This is a genomic window from Micromonospora sp. PTRAS2 (genome assembly GCF_054052245.1).
The window spans coordinates 4,560-27,015 of sequence record NZ_JBSWBU010000005.1 but is presented as its reverse complement, the minus strand read 5'-3'; the positions used below and the strand labels follow the sequence as shown (position 1 = coordinate 27,015).

Below are 22,456 nucleotides of genomic sequence, written 5' to 3'. Positions count from 1 at the left end.
GCACTACCCCGAACGACTCGATAAGCCGGAACAACGCCACCTCGACCGCGAACAGGCCCGCCTGCGTAAAGACGGTGTGGTCCAGCAACGCCGCCTCGGCGGAACCCTCCGCCGCGAACAGCACCCCCTTGAGCGGCTGCGGCAGCAGCGGGTCCAGCCCGGCGCACACCTCGTCCAACGCCGACGCGAACACCGGGAACGCCTCCGCCAACTCCCGACCCATCCCGGCGCGCTGCGCGCCCTGGCCCGAGAAGAGGACCGCGAGCTGGCCGCGTTCGGTGGCCGTGCCGGTGACGATCGCCCCGGAGGGGTCGCCGCCGTCGAGCGCCCGTAGCGCGGCGAGCAGGCCGTCCCGGTCGGCGACCAGGGCGACGGCCCGCTGCTCCAGGGCCGGGCGCGTCGTCACCGACGACCACGCCACGTCCACCACGGAAAGCGACTCGTCACAGGCCAGCCAGCGGGCCCACCGAGCGGCCTGACCCGCCAGGGCCCCATCGGTGCGGGCGGACAGCAGCACCGGCACCACCGGCGGCACCACCCGCTCCACCACCACACCCTCGACGACCTCCGCCGGAGGCTGCTCGATGATCACGTGCGCGTTCGTGCCGGAGATCCCGAACGACGACACCGCAGCCCGGCGCGGCCGGTTGACGGCCGGCCACGGCGTCGCCTCCGTGGCCAGCGCAACCGCCCCCGCGGTCCAGTCGATGTGCGGCGACGGCTCGTCCACGTGCAGGGTCGGCGGGACGAGGCCGTGCCGCATCGCCATGACCATCTTGATGATCCCGGCGACACCGGCCGCCGCCTGCGTGTGCCCGATGTTCGACTTGATCGACCCCAGCAACAGCGGCATCTCCCGCCCCTGGCCGTACGTGGCGAGCAGCGCCTGCGCCTCGATCGGGTCACCCAGCGTCGTGCCCGTGCCGTGCGCCTCGACGGCGTCCACGTCCGCCGGGGTCAGCCGCGCGTTGGCGAGGGCCTGCCGGATGACGCGCTGCTGCGACGGACCGTTCGGCGCCGTCAGACCGTTGGACGCCCCGTCCTGGTTGACGGCCGTCCCCCGCACCACGGCGAGGACCCGATGCCCGTTACGGCGGGCGTCCGACAACCGCTCGACGAGCAGCATGCCGACGCCCTCGGACCAGCCCGTCCCGTCGGCGGCGGCGGCGAACGACTTGCACCGCCCGTCCTGCGACAGCCCGCGCTGCCGGGAGAACTCGATGAACGTGCCCGGGGTGGCCATGACGGTCACGCCGCCGGCCAGGGCCAGGTCGCACTCCCCCGACCGCAGCGCCTGCGCCGCCAGGTGCAGCGCGACCAGGGAGGACGAACACGCCGTGTCCACGGTCACCGCCGGCCCCTCCAGGCCGAACGTGTACGCCACCCGCCCCGACAGCACACTGCCCGACGTGCCCGTACCCACGTAGCCCTCGACCTCGGCGGGCAGGTCCATGAGGCGCGTCGCCCAGTCGTGGTACATGACGCCCGCGAAGACGCCGGTGCGGCTGCCCCGCAGCCGGACCGGGTCGACCCCGGCGGACTCGAACGTCTCCCACGACGCCTCCAGCAGCAACCGCTGCTGCGGGTCCATGGCCAGGGCCTCACGCGGCGAGATGCCGAAGAACCCGGGGTCGAACTCCGCCGCTCCGTAGAGGAAGCCGCCGTTGCGGGTGTAGGAGGTGCCGCTGTTGTTCGGGTCAGGGTCGAAGAGGGACGCCAGGTCCCAGCCCCGGTCGGCGGGGAACTCGGAGATCCCGTCCCCGCCGTCGGCCAGCAGCGCCCACAGGTCGTCGGGGCTGGCGACTCCGCCCGGGTAGCGGCAGGCCATGCCCACGATCGCGATCGGCTCGTCGGTGTCCTTGGTCGCGCTGGCCACGAGGTCGGTCGCCGACTGGCGTACGCCGGCCAGCTCGGACCACAGGTGCTCGGCGAGCACGGCGGGGGTCGGGTAGTCGAACACCAGCGTCGAGCCGAGCCGCAGCCCCGTGGCCGCGTTGACCCGGTTACGCAGGTCCACCGCCGTCAACGAGTCGAAACCCAACTCCCGGAACGCCCGATCCGCCGGCACCGCCTCCGCACCACCATGCCCCAACACCTGCGCCACCAGGCCCCGGACCAGGAGCACGAGTTGCGCCCGGCCTTCGTCTTCGGTGAGGGCGGCGAGCCGATCGGCCCACCCCCCGCCACCGCCCTGCCCCGCCTGGCGGCGGCTGGTGGTGGCTCCGACGAGGGTGCGCAGCATGGGCGGCACCAGGCCGCCGGAGGCGGCGGCCCGCAGGGCGGGCACGTCGATGGTCGCCGGCACCAGGGCAGCCCGGTCCGCCGCGAGGGCCGCGTCGAACAGTTCGAGGCCCGTGGCCGCGCTCATCGGCGTCAGACCCGCCCGCGCCGAACGCGCCCGGTCCGCGTCACCGATCGACGCCGCCATCCCCTCGGTATCCCACATACCCCACGCCAACGACACCGCCGGCAACCCGGCCTCCCGGCGATACGCCGCAAGACCATCCAGGAACGCATTCCCCGCCGCATACGCACCCTGACCCGGCGAACCCAGCACCCCCGCGATCGACGAGAACACCACGAACAGATCCAGATCAAGACCGGCCGTCGCCTCGTGCAGGTGCCACGCCGCGTCCACCTTCGGCGCGAGGACGGCCGTCAGGCGATCCACGGTGAGCCCCTCGACGAGCCCGTCGTCGAGGACACCCGCCGTGTGCACCACCCCGGCCAGGCGGCGGCCGTCGGCGGTGAGCCGGCCCACGAGGGAGCGCACGGATTCGGCATCGGTCACGTCACACGCCGCCACCTCCACCGATGCGCCCAGGCCCGACAACCGCTCCACCAGCTCGTCCGCGCCCGCAGCGGCGGCACCCCGACGCGACACGAGCACCAACGACCGCGCCCCGTGCGCCGACACCAGATGCTCCGCGACCAGAGCGCCCAACGCGCCCGTACCACCGGTCACCAGCACCGCACCGTCGCCGAGCGGGGCAACCGCCGGGACGTCAGGCACCGACGCGCGCACCAGTCGCGGCACCCACAGCCCACCCGAACGCACCGCCACCTGACCACCGACGACGGCATCGTCGAGGGCGCCGGCCAGCACGGCCGGCAGTTCGGTTGCGCCGTCGCCGTCGTCGTCCAGGTCTGCGAGGACGATGCGGCCGGGGTGCTCCGACTGCGCCGAGCGGAGCAGGCCCCACACGGCCGCGCCGGCCAGGTCGGTCACCCGGTCACCGTCGCGCGCCACGACTGCGCCCCGGGTGACGACGACGAGCCGCGTGTCGGCGAGCGCGTCGGCGGCCAGCCACGCCTGCGCCGCGCGCAACGCCTCCGACGCCACCGCCCGCACCACCTCGGGGGCCGGGTGGGCGGCGGCGACCGGCAGCACGAGGGCGCGCGGGGCGTCGGCCCCTGCGGCCACCGCCGCCAGCAGGGCCGCCACGTCGGGGTACGCCGCCAAGCGGCCCCCGCCCGTCGGCGCGTGGAGGAACCCGGTCGTGGTGGTGTCCTCGGGGGCGAGCAGCGCCCAGCCGGACAGCTCACCGGTCGGGGCGACGTCGGCAGCCTGCCACACCACCTCGAACAACGACCGCGACGCCGCACCACTGGCACCGACGCCGGTCAACTCCCGCAGCGTCAGCGAGTCCACCGACACCACCGGCGCACCCGACTCGTCCACCGCGACGAGACGGATCCCGGAACCAGCCTGGGTCAGCCGCACCCGCAGCACCCGCGCACCCGACGCGTGCACTTGCACACCCGAGAACGCGAACGGCACCCGCGCCGCCGACGCCTCTTCACCAAGCAGCAACCCGATCGGATGCAACGCCGCATCCAGCAACGCCGGATGCACCCCGAACGCTGCCGCGCCCTCGACCTCATCGGGCAGGGCCACCTCGGCGAACACCTCGCCGTCGCCGGCCCACACCCGACGCAGCCCGCGGAACACCGGCCCGTACGCCAGACCCAGCCCCGCCAGGCCCGCATACCAACCCGACAGATCCACCTCCGACACACCCACCGGCGGCCACGCCGCGACCACCGGCTCCTCAGCGGAGGCCCCCTCCAGCACACCCTCGGCGTGCCGAACCCACCCGGCGTCACCGTCGCGTCGGGAGTAGATGGTCACCGGCCGCTCCGGCGCGTCGGCGGGGCCGTCGACGCGTACCTGGATGCGCACGCTCCCGGCGTCGGGCACGACCAGCGGCGCGGCCATGGTCAGCTCCCGGAGCCGGGGCAGCCCCGCCTCGTCGCCGGCCCGGACGGCCAGCTCCACGAGCGCCGTGCCCGGCACGAGCGTCGCGCCGGAGACCGCGTGATCCGCCAGCCAGGGGTACGCGGCGAGGGACAGCCGGCCGGTGAGCACCACCTCGTCGTTGCCGGCCAGGTCGACGGACGCGCCGAGCAGCGGGTGCCCCGCGTCGCCCAGCCCGGCCCCCGACACGTCGCCGGTGCGGGGCCGGCCGGCGTTCGGCCAGTACCGCTGGTGCTGGAACGCGTACGTCGGCAGGTCCACCCGGGACGCGCCCGTGCCGGCGAACCACTGCCGCCACGTCACCGGCACCCCGTTGACGTGCAGCTCGGCCAAGGCGGCGAGCAGGGCCACGGCCTCGGGCCGGTCCCGGCGCTGGGCCGCGACGGTCAGCACGCCCTCGTCGCCGGGCAGCACGTCGGCGGCCATGGCGGTCAACACGCTCTGCGGCCCCACCTCCAGGAACGTGCCCACCCCGGCGGCCCGCAGCGCGGCGACCCCGTCGGCGAACCGCACGGCCTCGCGGACGTGCCGCACCCAGTAGTCGGCGCTGCGGATCTCCTCGGCGTCGGCGAGCGCCCCGGTCAGGTTCGACACCACGGGCAGCAGCGGCGCAGCGAACGTGAGCGATTCCAGGATCACGCGGAACTCGGCCAGCATCGGCTCCATCAGCGGACTGTGGAACGCGTGACTGACGGCGAGCCTACGGGTGCGCACGCCCCGGCCCTGCCAGAGCTGCTCGATCTCGTCCAGAGCTTCCACGGCCCCGGAGACCACCACGGCCGACGGCCCGTTGACCGCAGCGATCCCGATGTCGGCGCGACCGGCGATCGATTCGGTTACGTCGGCCTCGGCGGCGGCCACCGCCAGCATCCCGCCGCCGGCCGGCAACGCCTGCATCAGGCGACCCCGCGCCGCAACCAGGGCACACGCGTCGGCCAGGGACAACACCCCCGCCACGTGCGCGGCCGTGATCTCACCGACCGAGTGGCCGCCCACGAAGTCCGGCACCACCCCGAACGACTCCACCAAACGGAACAGGGCCACCTCAACGGCGAACAGGCCCGCCTGCGTGAACATGGTCTGGTCCAACAGAGCGGCGTCGGCAGAACCCTCATCGGCGAACAGCACCGGCCGCAGCGGCTGCGGCAGCAGCGCATCCAGGTGACCACACACCTCGTCCAGCGCGGCGGCGAACACCGGGAACGCGTCCGCCAACTCCCGACCCATCCCGGCACGCTGCGCGCCCTGACCGGAGAACAGCAGCGCCAGGTGTCCGCGCTGCTCCGGGGCGCCCACGACCACGGCCCCGGACGGCTCACCCTCGGCCAGGGCCCGTAGCGCGGCGAGCAGGCCGTCCCGATCGGCGACCAGGGCGACGGCCCGCTGCTCCAGGGCGGGACGCGTCGTCACCGACGACCACGCCACATCGACGGCGGCAAGCGACTCGTCACCCGCCAGCCACCGGGCCCACCGAGCGGCCTGACCCGCCAACGCGGCATCCGTGCGAGCCGACAACACCACCGGCACCACCGGCGGCACCACCCGCTCCACCACCACACCCTCGACAACCTCCACCGGAGGCTGCTCCACGATCACGTGCGCGTTCGTCCCCGAGATCCCGAACGACGACACCGCCGCCCGACGCGGCCGACCCACCACCGGCCACGGCGTCGCCTCGGTAGCCAGGGAAACCGCCCCCGCAGCCCAATCGACATGCGGCGACGGCTCGTCCACGTGCAGGGTCGGCGGGACGAGGCCGTGCCGCATCGCCATGACCATCTTGATCACACCCGCCACACCGGCCGCCGCCTGCGAGTGCCCGATGTTCGACTTGATCGACCCGAGCAACAGCGGCCGGTCGCCGGGCCGTTCCTGCCCGTACGTCGCCAGCAGCGCCTGCGCCTCGATCGGGTCACCCAGCGTCGTGCCCGTGCCGTGCGCCTCCACCGCGTCCACGTCCGCCGGCGCCAGCCGCGCATTCGCCAGCGCCTGCCGGATCACCCGCTGCTGCGACGGACCATTCGGCGCCGTCAGGCCATTCGACGCCCCGTCCTGGTTCACCGCCGTCCCCCGCACCACCGCAAGAATCCGACGCCCCTCCCGCCGCGCATCCGAGAGCCGCTGCACCAGCAGCATGCCCACACCCTCCGACCAGCCCGTCCCATCCGCCGACGCCGCAAACGACTTGCACCGCCCGTCGGGGGACAGCCCGCGCTGCCGCGAGAACTCCACGAACGTCCCCGGCGTCGCCATCACGGTCACACCGCCGGCCAGGGCCAGGTCGCACTCGCCGGAACGCAGCGCCTGCGCCGCCAGGTGCAGCGCGACCAGCGACGACGAACACGCCGTGTCCACGGTGACGGCCGGCCCCTCCAGGCCGAACGTGTACGCCACCCGCCCCGACAGCACACTGCCCGACGTGCCCGTGCCCACGTAGCCCTCGGTGTCCGGCGGCAGGTCGGCCAGTCGGGAGGCGTAGTCGTGGTACATGACGCCGGCGAACACGCCGGTGCGGCTGCCCCGCACCCCCGCCGGGTCCACTCCGGCGGACTCGAACGTCTCCCACGACGCCTCCAGCAGCAACCGCTGCTGCGGATCCATTGCGATCGCCTCACGCGGCGAGATACCGAAGAAGGCGGGGTCGAAGTCGGCCGCCCCGGCGAGGAAACCCCCGTGCCGGGTGTACGAGGTGCCGCTACGGTCCGGGTCGGGGTCGAACAGGGTGTCGAGGTCCCAGCCCCGGTCGGCGGGGAACTCGGAGATCCCGTCCCCGCCGTCGGCCAGCAGCGCCCACAGGTCGTCGGGGCTGGCCACCCCACCCGGATAACGGCAGGCCATCCCCACGATCGCGATCGGCTCGTCGGTGCCGGCGACGGCGCGGGTCACCGCCCGGCGGGCGGTGAGCTGGCCGGAGACCTGCTCGTAGAGGTGCTCGGCGAGCACGGCGGGGGTCGGGTAGTCGAACACCAGCGTCGAGCCGAGCCGCAGCCCCGTGGCCGCGTTGACCCGGTTACGCAGGTCCACCGCCGTCAACGAGTCGAAACCCAACTCCCGGAACGCCCGATCCGCCGGCACCGCCTCCGCACCACCATGCCCCAACACCTGCGCCACCAGGCCCCGCACCAGCACGTCGATCTGGGCGCGGGCCTCGTCGGGGTCCAGGTTTGCGAGCTGGTCGGCCCAGTCTCCGCCGCCCTGGCCGGCCTGCCGGCGGGTGGTCGTGGTGCCGACGAGGGCGCGCAGCACCGCCGGGACCGGGCCGCCCGCGCCGAGGGCGGCCCGCATGGCCGGTACGTCGAGCACGGCCGGCACCAGGGCGGGCCGTCCCGCCGCGAGGGCCGCGTCGAACAGTTCGAGGCCGGTGGCCGCGCTCATCGGCGTCAGACCCGCCCGCGCCGAACGCGCCCGGTCCGCGTCACCGATCGATGCCGCCATCCCCTCGGTGTCCCACATACCCCACGCCAGGGACACCGCCGGCAGACCAGCCTCCCGGCGATACGCCGCAAGACCGTCCAGGAACGCATTCCCCGCCGCATACGCACCCTGACCCGGCGAACCCAGCACCCCCGCGATCGACGAGAACACCACGAACAAGTCCAGATCAAGACCAGCCGTCGCCTCGTGCAGATGCCACGCCGCGTCGACCTTCGGCGCGAGGACCCGGGCCAGCCGGTCGGCGTCGATGCCGGTGACCACCGCGTCGTCGAGAACACCCGCCGTGTGCACCACCCCGGCGAGCCGACCACCGTCGGCGGTGAGCCGGCCGACCAGGGCACGCACGGCGTCGGCGTCCGTCACGTCACAGGCCGACACCTCAACCGACGCGCCCAGGCCCGCCAGCCGCTCGACCACGGCGTCCGCGCCGGCAGCGGCCCGGCCCCGGCGCGACACGAGCACCAGCGACCGGACTCCGTGCGCCGACACCAGATGCTCCGCGACCAGAGCGCCCAACGCGCCCGTACCACCGGTCACGAGCACCGCGCCGTCGCCGACGGTCACCGGCGTCTCCGACGTGGACGCGCGCACCAGGCGGGGCACCCGCACCCCGCCCGAACGCACCGCCACCTGACCGCCCACGACGGCGTCGTCGGCGGCCCGGGTGAGCAGGCCCAGGGCGTGCCCGTCGAGGTCGCCGTCGATGTCGGCGAGGACGATCCGGCCCGGGTGCTCGGTCTGCGCCGAGCGGAGCAGGCCCCATACGGCGGAGCCGGCGAGGTCCGCTGCCGGATCCGCCGGCCCGGCGGCCATGGCGCCCCGGGTGACGACGACGAGCCGCGTGTCGGCGAGCGCGTCGGCGGCCAGCAACGCCTGGGTGGCCGCGAGGACGCCGGTGGTGACCGCGCGTACCGCCTCGGGGAGGGGGGCGGCGTCGGGGGCGGCGGCGACCGGCAGCACGAGGGCGCGCGGGGCGTCGGCCCCTGCGGCCACCGCCGCCAGCAGGGCCGCCACGTCGGGGTACGCCGGCAGGCCGGGCAGTGTCGCCGGCAGGTCCCCGCCGGTCAGCAGCGCCCAGCCGGACACCTCATCGATCGGGGCGACCTCGGCGGCCTGCCACACCACCTCGAACAGCGACCGGGACGCCGCACCCGCGACACCAACGCCGGTCAGCTCCCGCAACACGATCGAGTCGACCGACACCACCGGCGCGCCCGACTCGTCCACCGCGACGAGACGGATCTCAGAGCCCGACCGCGTCAACCGCGCCCGCAGCACCCGCGCACCCGACGCGTGCACCTGCACACCCGAGAACGTGAACGGCACCCGTGCCGCTGCCGGCCCCTCGTCGGCCAGCAACAGCCCGATCGGGTGCAACGCCGCATCCAGCAACGCCGGATGCACCCCGAACGCCGCCGCGCCCTCGACCTCATCGGGCAGGGCCACCTCGGCGAACACCTCGCCGTCGCCGGCCCACACCCGACGCAGCCCGCGGAACACCGGCCCGTAGACCAGACCGAGACCCGCAAGAGCCTCATACCAACCCGACAGATCCACCTCCGGCACTCCCGCCGGCGGCCACGCCCCCACCACCGGCTCCTCGGCCGCCACCGGCTCCAGCACGCCCTCGGCGTGCCGGACCCATCCGGAGTCACCGTCGGTCTCGGCGTGCACCGCGACGGGTCGGGCGCCGGTCGGGTCGGGCGCGCCGACGCGCACCTGGACGCGTACGCCGCCGGTGGCGGGCAGCACGAGTGGCGCGGCGATGGTCAGTTCCCGGAGGCGGGAGACGCCCGCCTCGTCGCCGGCCCGGACGGCCAGCTCCACGAGGGCGGTGCCGGGGACGACGACCGTGTCGGAGACGGTGTGCTCGGCGAGCCACGGGTGGGTGGCGACGGAGAGGCGGCCGGTGAGCACGACCATGTCCTCGCCGGCCACGGTGACGGCCGCGCCGAGCAGGGGGTGCCCGGCCGCGCCGAGGCCGGCGCCGGTGACGTCGCCCGCGCGGGCGCGGCCGATGCCAAGCCAGTACCGCTCGTGCTGGAAGGCGTACGTGGGCAGGTCGACGCGCTGCGGTTCGGTGCCGGCGTACCACTGGGTCCAGGTGACGGGCACGCCGTGGACGTGCAGTTCGCCCAGCGCGGCGAGCAGCGCCCGCGCGGCGGGCCGGTCGCGGCGCTGGGCGGCGACGGTCAGCACGCCCTCGTCGCCGGGCAGCACGTCGGCGGCCAGAGCCGTCAACACGCTCTGCGGCCCGACCTCCAGGATCGTGCCCACCCCGGCGGCGCGCAGCGCGGTGACCCCGTCGGCGAAGCGCACCGCCTCGCGGACGTGCCGCACCCAGTAGTCGGCCCGGGTCAGCTCCTGCGGTTCGGCGAGCGCCCCGGTCAGGTTGGACACGACCGGCACGAGCGGCGTCCGGAACGACAGCCCGTCGAGGACGGCCCGGAACTCGGCCAGCATCGGTTCCATCAGCGGGCTGTGGAACGCGTGACTGACGGCGAGCCGGCGGGTGCGCACGCCCCGGTCCCGCCACGCCTCCCCGATCTCGTCCAGGGCCTCGACGGCACCCGAGACGACCACGGCCGACGGCCCGTTGACGGCAGCGATCCCGACGTCGGCCCGACCGGCGATCGACTCCGCCACCGCCACCTCGGCCGCGGCCACCGCCAGCATCCCGCCACCGGCCGGCAACGCCTGCATCAACCGACCCCGCGCCGCCACCAGCGCACACGCGTCGGCCAGCGACAACACCCCCGCCACATGCGCGGCCGTGATCTCACCGACCGAGTGGCCGCCCACGAAGTCCGGCACCACCCCGAACGACTCCACCAAACGGAACAGGGCCACCTCAACGGCGAACAGGCCCGCCTGCGTGAACACGGTCTGATCCAGCAGCCCGGCCTCGGCGGAGTCCTCCGGCGCGAACAGCACCTCCCGCAGCGGCTGCGGCAGCAACGGATCCAGGTGACCGCACACCTCGTCAAGCGCGGCGGCGAACACCGGGAACGCGGCAGACAACTCCCGACCCATGCCAGCGCGCTGCGCGCCCTGACCGGAGAAGAGGACCGCGAGCTGACCGCCGGGGGTGCCGGCGGCGGCGGTGACGACGGCGCCGGACGGTTCGCTGGCGGCGAGGGCGCGCAGCCCGGCGAGGAGTTCGTCGCGGTCGGCCGCCGCGAGCACGGCGCGGTGTTCCAGGGTGGCCCGGGTGGCGACGGACGACCAGCCCACGTCGGCGGGGCGGGGGGTCGGGTCGGCGGCGAGCCAGCGGGCCCAGCGGTCGGCCTGGGCGGCGAGGGCCGCCTCGGTGCGGGCCGACAGCAGCACGGCCGCCGGGACGGACGCGTCGCCGAACCGAACGGACGCATCTCCGGCCTGGGCCGGCGCGTCGCCGCTGCGGGCGGGTCGGGGGTCGGCGGGCGGCTGCTCGATGACGACGTGCGCGTTGGTGCCGCTGACTCCGAACGAGGAGATGGCGGCGCGGCGGGGGCGGCCCGTCTCGGGCCACGGCCGGGCCTCGGTGGCCAGTTCGACGGCGCCGGCCGTCCAGTCGATGTGCGGGGACGGCTCGTCGACGTGCAGGGTGCGGGGCACCACGCCGTGCCGCATCGCCATGATCATCTTGATGATGCCGGCGGCCCCGGCGGCGGCCTGGGTGTGCCCGATGTTCGACTTGATCGACCCCAGCAGCAGCGGGGTCGCCCGGTCCTGCCCGTAGGTGGCGAGCAGCGCCTGCGCCTCGATCGGGTCGCCCAGGGTCGTGCCGGTGCCGTGCGCCTCGACGGCGTCCACGTCGGCCGGGGTGAGCCGGGCGTTGGCCAGGGCCTGCCGGATCACCCGCTGCTGCGAGGGACCGTTCGGCGCGGTCAGGCCGTTCGACGCCCCGTCCTGGTTGACGGCCGTGCCCCGCACCACGGCGAGGATCCGCCGGCCGTCGCGGCGGGCGTCGGAGAGCCGCTGCACCAGCAGCATGCCCACACCCTCCGACCAGCCCGTCCCGTCCGCCGACGCGGCGAACGACTTGCACCTACCGTCGGCCGACAAGCCCCGCTGCCGCGAGAACTCCACGAACGTCCCCGGCGTCGCCATCACCGTCACACCCCCGGCCAGGGCTAGGTCGCACTCCCCCGACCGCAGCGCCTGCACGGCGAGGTGCAGCGCGACCAGCGACGACGAGCACGCCGTGTCGACGGTGACGGCCGGCCCCTCCAGGCCGAACGTGTAGGCGACGCGTCCGGAGACGACGCTGCCCGAGTTGCCGGTGCCGATGTAGCCCTCCAGGCCCTCCGGCAGTTCCTGCACCTGCGAGGCGTAGTCGTGGTACATCAGGCCGGCGAAGACGCCGGTGCGGCTGCCCCGCACCCGCGCCGGGTCGACCCCGGCGGACTCGAACGTCTCCCACGACGCCTCCAGCAGCAACCGCTGCTGCGGATCCATCGCGATCGCCTCACGCGGCGAAATCCCGAAGAAGGCGGGGTCGAACTCCGCCGCCCCGGCGAGGAAGCCGCCGTGCCGGGCGTAGGAGGTGCCGGGGTGGTCGGGGTCGGGGTGGAAGAGGGACTCCAGGTCCCAGCCCCGGTCGGCGGGGAACTCGGAGATCCCGTCCCCGCCGGACGCGAGCAACGCCCACAGGTCGTCGGGGCTGGCCACCCCACCCGGGTAACGGCAGGCCATCCCCACGATCGCGATCGGCTCGTCGCCGCCGCCGGTGGCGGCGACCGCCTCGGGCCGGTCGGCGGTCACGCCGGTGAGCTGCTCGTGCACGTGCGCGGCGAGGGCCGCCGGGGTCGGGTAGTCGAACACCAGCGTCGAGGCCAGCCGCAGCCCCGTGGCCGCGTTGACCCGGTTACGCAGGTCCACCGCCGTCAACGAGTCGAAACCCAACTCCCGGAACGCCCGATCCGCCGGCACCGCCTCCGCACCACCATGCCCCAACACCTGCGCCACCAGGCCCCGCACCAGCACGTCGATCTGGGCGCGGGCCTCGTCGGGGGCGAGCGCGGCGAGGCGCTGCGCCCAGCCGCCGGCCGCGCCGCCGCCGGCCTGCCGCCGGGCGGTCGCGGTGCCGACGAGGGCGCGCAACATCGGCGGTACGCCGGTGGCGGTGGCCGCCGCGCGCAGCGCCGGCACGTCGACGACGGCGGGGACGAGCGCGGCGGCGTCGGTGGCGACGGCGGCGTCGAACAGGGCGACGCCGACGGGCCCGCTGATCAGGCCGAGGCCGGAGCGGGTGACCCGGGACCGGTCGGCGGCGCTGAGGGTGGCGGCCATGCCGTCGGTGTCCCACATGCCCCAGGCCAGGGAGTGCGCGGTCAGGCCCCGGGCGCGGCGGTGGGCGGCGAGCGCGTCGAGGAAGTGGTTGGCGGCGGCGTACGCGCCCTGGCCCGGGGAGCCGAGGACCCCGGCGATGGACGAGAACACCACGAACAGATCCAGGTCGAGGCCGGCCGTCGCCTCGTGCAGGTGCCACGCCGCGTCGACCTTCGGCGCGAGGACCCGGGCCAGCCGGTCGGCGTCGATGCCGCTGACCACCGCGTCGTCGAGAACACCCGCCGTGTGCACCACCCCGGCGAGCCGACCACCATCGGCGGTGAGCCGCCCGACCAGGGCACGCACGGCGTCGGGGTCGGTGACGTCGCAGGCGAGCACGTCGACCCGCGCGCCGAGGCCGGTCAGCTCGGCGGCGAGGTCGGCCGCACCGTCGGCGGCGGGGCCGCGCCGGCTGACCAGGGCGAGGGAGTCCACACACCGGTCGGTGACGAGGTGCCGGGCCAGCAGCGCGCCGAGCGCGCCGGTGCCGCCGGTGACCAGGACGGTGCCGCCGAGGGGACGTCGGGCGGGCGCGGGTGGGGTGTCGGCGCGTACCAGACGGGGGGTGTAGGTCGTGTCGGCGCGGACGGCGAGCTGCGCGGCGGCCGGGTCGTCGGCGGCGGCCGCGAGCAGCGCGACGGCGGGCGCGTCGAGGTCCCGGTCGAGGTCGGCCAGGACGATCCGGCCGGGGTGCTCGGACTGGGCGGCGCGCAGCAGGCCCCACACGGCCGCACCGGTCAGCTCGTCGGCGGGGTCGGCGTCGGTGGCCCGGACCGCGCCCCGGGTGACCACCGCGAGGCGGGTGTCGGCGAGGGCGTCGGCGGCGAGCCACGCCTGGACGGCGGCGAGCACGGCGGCGGTGCCGGCCCGCACGGCGGCGGGCAGCGCGTCGGCGGGCAGGCCGGCGGGCGTGGCGGGCACGGGCAGCAGGACCAGCGGGGGTACGTCGGCGGCGGCCAGTTCGGCGACGCCCGGGTACGCGGGGACGTCGGGCAGCGCGGGCGTGGCGGGGCCGAGCAGGGCGGCGCGGGGCGTGTCGGCGGGGGCGAGCGGCTCGGCCCGCCAGTCGACGCGGAACAGCGACCGGGCGGCGAGGGTGGCCGCCGACGGGTCGCCGCCGGTCATCTCGCGCAGGACGAGGGAGTCGACGGTGACCACGGGCCGGTCGGTGTCGTCGACGGCGAGCAGCCGCACGGCGGTGCCGGCGCGGGTGAGCCGGACGCGGAGGGTGTCCGCGCCGACGGCGTGCACCTGGACGCCCGCGAACGCGAACGGGGCCTTGGGGCCGGTGGTGCCGTCGCCGGGCAGCAGGGCGGTGGGGTGCAGGGCGGCGTCGAGCAGGGCGGGGTGCACGCCGAAGCCGGCGCTGCCGTCGGCGGTGGCGGCGGGCAGGGTCACCTCGGCGTAGACGGTGTCGTCGCCGGCCGTCCAGGCGCGGCGCAGGCCCTGGAACACCGGCCCGTACGTCATGCCGTGGCCGGCGAGGGCGTCGTACCAGCCGGCGAGGTCCGCCTCGACTGCGGCGGGGGGCCACGCGCCGAGGCCGGCGTCGGCGGTGGGTTCGACGGCGGTGAGCAGGCCCTCGGCGTGCCGCACCCAGTCGCCGTCGGGGTCGTGGTCGGGCTGGGAGTGCACGGTGACGGCCCGTCCGCCGAGGCCGTCGCGGGGGCCGACGCGGACCTGGACGCGCACCGCGCCCTGGGCGGGGAGCACCAGCGGGGTGGCGATGGTCAGCTCCCCCACCCGGCAGGGGCCGAACTCGTCGCCGGCGCGCAGCGCCAGTTCGACGAGCGCGGTGCCGGGGACGACGACCGCGCCGGCGACCACGTGGTCGGCCAGCCACGGCTGGGCGGCGACGGAGAGCCGGCCGGTGAGCACGGCCGCGTCCTCGCCGGCCAGCCGGACGGCGGCGGCGAGCAGCGGGTGCCCGGCCGCGCCAAGGCCCGCCCCGGAGACGTCGGAGGCGCGGCCGGCGGGCCGCAGCCAGAAGCGTTCCCGCGCGAACGCGTACGTGGGCAGGTCGACCCGGGTCGGTGCGGCGTCGGCGAGCAGGGGGGCCCAGTCGACGCGTGCTCCGGCGGCGTACAGCTCGGCGAGGGCGGCGAGCAGGGCGCGGGGCTCGGCGCGGTCGCGGCGCTGGGCCGGGACGGCGAGCAGCTCGTCGTCGGTCAGGGTCTCGCGGACCAGGGCGGTGAGCACCGCGCCGGGGCCGATCTCGACGAACGTGTCCGCCCCGGCGGCCCGCAGCGCGGCGACCCCGTCGGCGAACCGGACGGCCTCCCGCACGTGCCGCACCCAGTAGTCGGCGGTGCGCAGGTCGTCGCCGGCGGCGAGCGCCCCGGTCAGGTTCGACACCACCGGCACCAGCGGCGCGGCGAAGGTCAGCGTCTCCAGGACCGCCCGGAAGTCGGCGAGCATCGGCTCCATCAACGGGCTGTGGAACGCGTGACTCACGGTCAACCGACGGGTGCGGACGGCCCGGCCCCGCCAGAGCTGCTCGACCTCGTCCAGGGCCTCGACCGCGCCGGAGACCACCACGGAGGTGGGCCCGTTCACGGCGGCGATCCCGACGTCGGCCCGACCGGCGATCGACTCCACCACCTCGGCCTCGGCCGCGTTGACCGCGAGCATCCCGCCCCCGGCCGGCAACGCCTGCATCAGCCGACCCCGGGCGGCCACGAGCCGACACGCGTCGGCCAGGGACAGCACCCCGGCCACGTGCGCGGCGGTGATCTCACCGACCGAGTGGCCGCCCACGAAGTCCGGCACCACCCCGAACGACTCGACAAGCCGGAACAACGCCACCTCGACCGCGAACAGACCGGCCTGCGTGAAGACGGTCTGGTCCAACAGAGCGGCGTCGGCGGAACCCTCCGCAGCGAACAGCACCCCCTTGAGCGGCTGCGGCAGCAGCGGATCCAGGTGGGCGCACACCTCGTCCAACGCCGACGCGAACACCGGGAACGCGGCGGACAACTCCCGACCCATGCCGGCGCGCTGCGCGCCCTGGCCGGAGAAGAGCAGGGCGACGGGTCCCCGGTCGGCGGCGCGGCCGGTGACGACGGCGTCGGTGGGCTCGCCGTCGGCGAGGGCGGTCAGGGCGGCGGCCAGCTCGGCGTGGTCGGCGGCGAGGAGCACCGCGCGGTGTTCCAGGGCGGTGCGGGCGACGAGCGACGTCCAGCCGACGTCGACCAGCCGGGGCAGGTCGCCGCCGGTGGTCCGGTCGGCCCAGCGCCGGGCCCAGCGGGTGGCCTGGCGGGTCAGGCCACCCTCGCCCCGGGCGGAGAGCAGCACCGGCACCAGCGGCGGGGCGGGCCGGTCGGCGGCGTCGCCGTGCGGCCGGTCGGCGGTCGCGCCGTCCTGCTGCTGCGCGGTCGCGCCGGCCGGCTGTTCGGCGGTCGCGCCGTCGGCCACCGGCGTGGGCGGCTGCTCGATGATGACGTGGGCGTTGGTGCCGCTGACCCCGAACGACGACACGGCGGCGCGGCGCGGCCGGTCCACCTGCGGCCACGGCCGGGCCTCGGTGAGCAGCTCGACCGCGCCGGCCGTCCAGTCGACGTGCGGGGTGGGCTCGTCGACGTGCAGGGTCGCCGGCAGGGTGCCGTGCCGCAGCGCCTGCACCATCTTGATCACCCCGGCGACGCCGGCGGCGGCCTGGGTGTGGCCGATGTTCGACTTGATCGACCCCAGCCACAGCGGCTGGTCGGCGGGGCGGTCCTGCCCGTACGTGGCGAGCAGCGCCTGCGCCTCGATGGGGTCGCCGAGGGTGGTGGCGGTGCCGTGGGCCTCGACGGCGTCCACGTCGGCGGCGGTGAGCCCGGCGTTGGCCAGGGCCTGCCGGATGACCCGCTGCTGCGACGGCCCGTTCGGGGCGGTCAGCCCGTTGGACGCGCCGTCCTGGTTGACGGCGGAGCCGCGCACGACGGCGAGGATGCGGTGGCCGCGCCGCTGGGCGTCGCTGAGGCGTTCGACGAGGAGCACGCCGACGCCCTCGCCCCAGCCGGTGCCGTCGGCGGCGGCGGCGAAGGAACGGCACCGCCCGTCGGCGGCGAGGCCGCCCTGCCGGGTGAACTCGACGAACGCGCCGGGGGTGACCATGACGGTCACGCCGCCGGCCACGGCGAGGTCGCACTCGCCCTGCCGCAGCGACTGCACGGCCAGGTGCAGTGCCACGAGCGACGACGAGCAGGCGGTGTCGACGGTGACGGCCGGGCCCTCCAGGCCGAACGTGTAGGAGACGCGGCCGGAGATGACGCTGTGCGCGCCGCCGGTGAGCCGGTAGCCGTCCAGGTCGGGGGTTTCGTCACCGGTGCCGTAGCCGGACGGGGACGCGCCGACGAACACGCCGGTGGGGGTGCCGTGCAGGCTGTCGGGGGTGACGCCGGCCTGCTCGAACGCCTCCCAGGTGGCCTCCAGCAGCAGCCGCTGCTGCGGGTCCATGGCCAGGGCCTCGCGGGGGGAGATGCCGAAGAAGACGGGGTCGAAGTCGGTGGCCCCGTCGAGGAAGCCGCCGTGCCGGGTGTAGGAGCGGCCGGGCGCGTCGGGGTCGGCGGCGAGGAGCCGGTCGAGGTCCCAGTGCCGGTCGGGGGCGAACTCGGTGATGCCGTCGCGGCCGGAGGCGACGAGGTCCCACAGCCCGTCGGGGTCGCTGACGCCGCCCGGGTAGCGGCAGCTCATGCCGACGATGGCGATGGGTTCGTCGGCGGCGGCCGGGCCGGTGCCGGTCCCCGGGGTCCCGGCGGCGGGCGCGGCGTCGTCGAGCCGCAGCAGGGCGGCCAGGTGCCCGGCGAGGGCGGCCGGGTTGGGGTAGTCGAAGATGAGCGTGGTGGGCAGGGCCAGCCCGGTCGCCGCGGTGAGCTGGTTGCGCAGCTCCACGGCGGTCAGCGAGTCGAAGCCCAGCTCCTTGAACGCCCGCTTCGGCTTGACCGCGTCGGTGCCGGGGTGGCCGAGGACGGCGGCGGCGTGGCCGCGCACCAGGTCGGTGAGCTGCCGGTCGCGTTCGGCGCGGGTCACGGCGGCCAGGTCGCGGCGCAGGGCGGCGGCGTGGTCGGTGATGCCGTCGGCGGGGCGGGCGGCGAGGGCGTCGCGGGCCTCGGCGATGTCGTCGAGCAGCGGGCGGGGCCGGGCGGACGCGTACGCGGGGGCGAAGTGTTCCCAGGCGACGTCGGCGACGACGAGGCAGGTCTCGCCGTGCTCGACGGCGCGGCGCAGGGCGAGCAGCGCGGCAGCCGGCTGCATCGGGTTGAGGCCGCGCCGGCTGAGCAGCCGCTGCGCCTCCTCGGTGGTGGCCATGCCGCCCTCGGCCCAGGCGCCCCAGGACACGGAGGTGGCGGCGAGTCCCCGGGCGCGGCGCTGCTCGGCGAGCGCGTCGAGGTACGCGTTCGCGGCCGCGTACGCGCCCTGGCCGCCGCTGCCCCACACGCCGGAGATGGAGGCGAACGTGACGAACGCGTCGAGCTGCCGGTCGCCGAGCAGCTCGTCGAGGTGCACCGCCCCGGCGACCTTGCCGGCCATGACGTGGTCGAGGACGTCGAGGTCGGTGTCGACGAGGGCGGTGAGCTGGGTGATGCCGGCGGCGTGCAGCACGGCGGTGAGCGGGGCGACGTCGTCGAGGCCGGCGACGAGGGCGGCGACCTGCTCGCGGTCGGCCATGTCGCAGGCGGCGACGGTGACCCGTACGCCGGTGGCGGTCAGCTCGTCGGCCAGCTCGGCCGCGCCGGCGGCGGCGAGGCCCCGGCGGCTGGTGAGCACCAGGTGTTCGGCGCCGTTGGCGGCGAGCCAGCGGGCGGCCTGCGCGCCGATCGCGCCGGTGCCGCCGGTGACGAGGATCGTGCCACGCGGCTGCCACGCCGTGACCCGCCCGGCGGTGCGGGCGGTGGCGCGGGCGAGGCGGCGCACGAACGTGCCGTAGGGGCGGACCGCGAACTGGTCCTCGTCGCCGCCGCCGACGAGGATGCGGGCGACCTCGGCCCAGCAGGCGGCGTCGGGCGTGGTCGGCAGGTCGACGAGGCCGCCCCACTGGCCGGGGTGTTCCAGGCCGACGACCCGGGCGAGGCCCCACAGGGCGTGCTGGGCGGCGCTGGCCACCGGCTCGGCCGGGTCGGTGCCGACGCCGCCGACGGTGAGGCACCACAGCGGGGCGGACACGTCGGCGTCGCGCAGCGCCTGCACGAGGCGGGTCGTGGCGACCAGGCCGGCGGGGATGCCGGGGTGGCCCGGGTACTGGTCGTCAGCGAGGCCGAGCAGCGACACCACGCCGGCCAGGGGCGCGTCCCGGTGCCCGGTGAGGGCGGCGGCCAGTTCCTCGCGGGTGCCCCCGGCGGGGTCGACGGCGACGCGCCGCACCCGGCGGCCGTCGGGGGCGCCGTCGACTGCGGACTGGAGGGCGTCCACCCAGCCGGCCACGGTGGGGTCGCCGGCCGGCAGGACCACGAGCAGGTCACCGGCCACCGTCGGGCCGGCGGGCGGGCCGGCGGGCTTCCAGACGATCCGGTACGACCAGCCGTCGAGCACGGCGCGCTGCAGCCGGGACTTGCGCCAGGACGACAGCACGGGCAGCGCCGGGGCGAGCGCCTCCAGGTCGGCGGGCGCGCCGTCGAGCTGGGCGGCGAGGGCGGCCACGTCTGCGCGTTCGACGGCCGACCAGAACTCGACGTCGACGACGTCGGGGCTGACCGGTCCGGCGGCGGTGGCGGCGGCCGTCCGCTCGGGCCAGTAGCGCTGCCGCTGGAACGCGTACGTGGGCAGGTCGACCAGGGCGTCGGCGGGGGCGAGGACGCGGCGCAGGTCGACGGCGAGGCCGTGGGCGTGGGCGGCGGCGAGGCTGGTGAGCAGCCGCGCGGCGGCGTCCTCGCCGCGGCGCAGGGTGGCCAGGGCCCGGCCGGTGGTGCCGGTGTCGTCGAGGATCGCGGCGAGCGACATGCTCAGCACCGGGTGCGGGGACACCTCGACGAAGTCGGTGTGTCCGGCGTCGACGGCGGTGCGCACGGCGGTGTCGAACAGCACCGGCCGGCGCAGGTTCTCCGCCCAGTAGTCGGCGTCGAGGGCCGCGCCGTCGATCCAGGTGCCGGTGACGGTGGAGAGGATCCGCACGTCGGCGTCGCGGGGCACGACGCCGGCCAGGTCGGCGCGCATCCGGTCGGCGACGGGCTGCACGGCCGGCGAGTGGGAGGCGTAGTCGATGTCGATGATCCGGGCGCGCACGCCCTCGGCGGCGTACGCGGCGGCCAGGTCGGCGACGGCCTGCGGCGGGCCGGAGACGACGGTGGCGGTGGGCCCGTTGACGACGGAGACGCTCAGCCCGTCGGGGAGCCGGCCGGCGACCTCGGCGGCGGGCAGGTCGACCGCGACCATCGCGCCGGTGCCGGCGATGCCGGCGAGGGCGCGGGCCCGCAGGGCGAGGATCTTGACGGCGTCGGCGAGGGTCAGCGCCCCGGCGACGTGGGCGGCGACGATCTCGCCCTGGGAGTGGCCGACGACGGCGCGGGGGGTGAGGCCGGCGTGCCGCCACACCCGGGCCAGGCCGACGCTGACGGCGAACAGGGCCGGCTGGACGACCTCGGTGCGGGTCAGCCACGACTCGTCGGCGCCGGTGAGGACGGCGACCAGGTCGACGTCGAGCCAGCGGTCGAACTCGGCCTGGCACTCGGCGAGGGCCTCGTCGAAGACGGGGCAGGCGCCGATCAGGCCGGCGGCCATCGAGACGTACTGGGCGCCCTGGCCGGGGAAGACCCAGACGGGCCCCTCGCCGGGTTCGCCGGCCACGCCGGTGACGACGGTCCCGGCGGGGGTGCCGGCGGCGAGGGCGTCGAGGCCGGCGAGGAGCTGCGCCGGGTCGGCGGCGACGACGGCGGCCCGGTGCTCGAACTCGGAGCGGGTGGCGGCGAGGGACCAGGCGAGCCGGGCCGGGTCGAGGCCGGCGCGGGCGCGGACGTGGCGGGCGAGGCGGGCGGCCTGGGCGCGCAGGGCCGCCGTGGACCGGGCGGACAGCGCCCACACGGTGGCGGCGGGCGCGGCGAGCAGGCCGGGCCGGTCCTCGGGTACGCCGGGGGCAGGCGCGGCGTCGGCCTGTTCGAGGATGACGTGAGCGTTGGTGCCGGAGATGCCGAACGACGACACGGCGGCCCGGCGCGGCCGGTCCACCTGCGGCCAGGGGCGGGGCTCGGTGAGCAGCGACACGGCCCCGGCCGACCAGTCGATGTGCGGCGACGGGGTGTCGACGTGCAGGGTGGCCGGCAGCAGCCCGTGCCGCATCGCCATGACCATCTTGATGATCCCGGCGATGCCGGCGGCGGACTGGCTGTGCCCGATGTTCGACTTGATCGAGCCGAGCCACAGCGGGTCGTGCCCGTCGCGGTCCCGCCCGTAGGTGGCCAGCAGCGCCTGCGCCTCGATCGGGTCGCCGAGGGTGGTACCGGTGCCGTGCGCCTCGACGGCGTCCACGTCGGCGGGGGCGAGCCGGGCGTTGCTGAGCGCCTGCCGGATGACCCGCTGCTGCGCCGGCCCGTTGGGGGCGGTGAGCCCGTTGGACGCGCCGTCCTGGTTGATCGCGGAGCCGCGCACCACGGCGAGGACGCGGTGGCCGTTGCGCTGGGCGTCGGAGAGCCGTTCGACGAGGAGCAGGCCGACGCCCTCGGCCCAGCCGGTGCCGTCGGCGGCGGCGGCGAACGACTTGCACCGCCCGTCGGAGGCGAGGCCGCGCTGCCGGGAGAACCCGACGAACGCGCTGGGGGTGGCCATCACGGTCACGCCGCCCGCGAGGGCCAGGTCGAACTCGCCGGAGCGCAGCGCCTGGCAGGCCAGGTGCAGGGCGACCAGCGACGACGAGCAGGCGGTGTCCACGGTGACGGCCGGCCCCTCCAGGCCCAGCGCGTACGCGATGCGGCCGGAGACGACGCTGGTGGCGGTGCCGGTGAGCAGGTAGCCCTCGTCGGCGCCGTCCGCGCCGCCGTCCTGGCCGACGCCGTAGCCGTTGGCGGCGGTGCCGACGAACACGCCGACCTTCTGCCCGCGCACCGACGACGGGGCGATGCCGGCCGACTCGAACGCCTCCCACGACGTTTCCAGCAGCAGCCGCTGCTGCGGGTCCATGGCCAGGGCCTCGCGGGGGCTGATGCCGAAGAAGTCGGCGTCGAACTCGGCCGCCTCGTAGAGGAACCCGCCCTGCTGGGTGGTGGAGCGGCCGACGCGGCCGGCCTCCGGGTCGTACAGGTTGTCCAGGTCCCAGCCCCGGTCGGCGGGGAAGCCGCCGATGGCGTCGCCGCCCGCGGCCACCAGGTCCCACAGCTCGTCCGGCGACGACACCCCGCCCGGGTAGCGGCAGGACATCGCCACGATGGCGATCGGCTCCCGGGCGGCCGCCGTCAGCTGCTGGTTGAGCTGCTTGAGCCGGCTGGTCTCCTTGAGCGAAGCCCGAAGCGCCTCGACGACCTTATCTGCAGACGTGGACAT

At 76.1% G+C, this 22,456-nt stretch carries 1 protein-coding gene (running past one end of the window); it reads right to left on the bottom strand.

The window, feature by feature from the left end:
• A protein-coding gene (locus ACVMYR_RS18315; protein WP_457122306.1) for a type I polyketide synthase crosses the window boundary here: on the bottom strand, window positions 1-22,456 show its 5' portion. 7,565 nt of this gene lie to the left of the window's left edge; 22,456 of the gene's 30,021 nt are visible here — the first part of the coding sequence; the start codon lies at window positions 22,454-22,456; its stop codon lies off the left edge, out of view.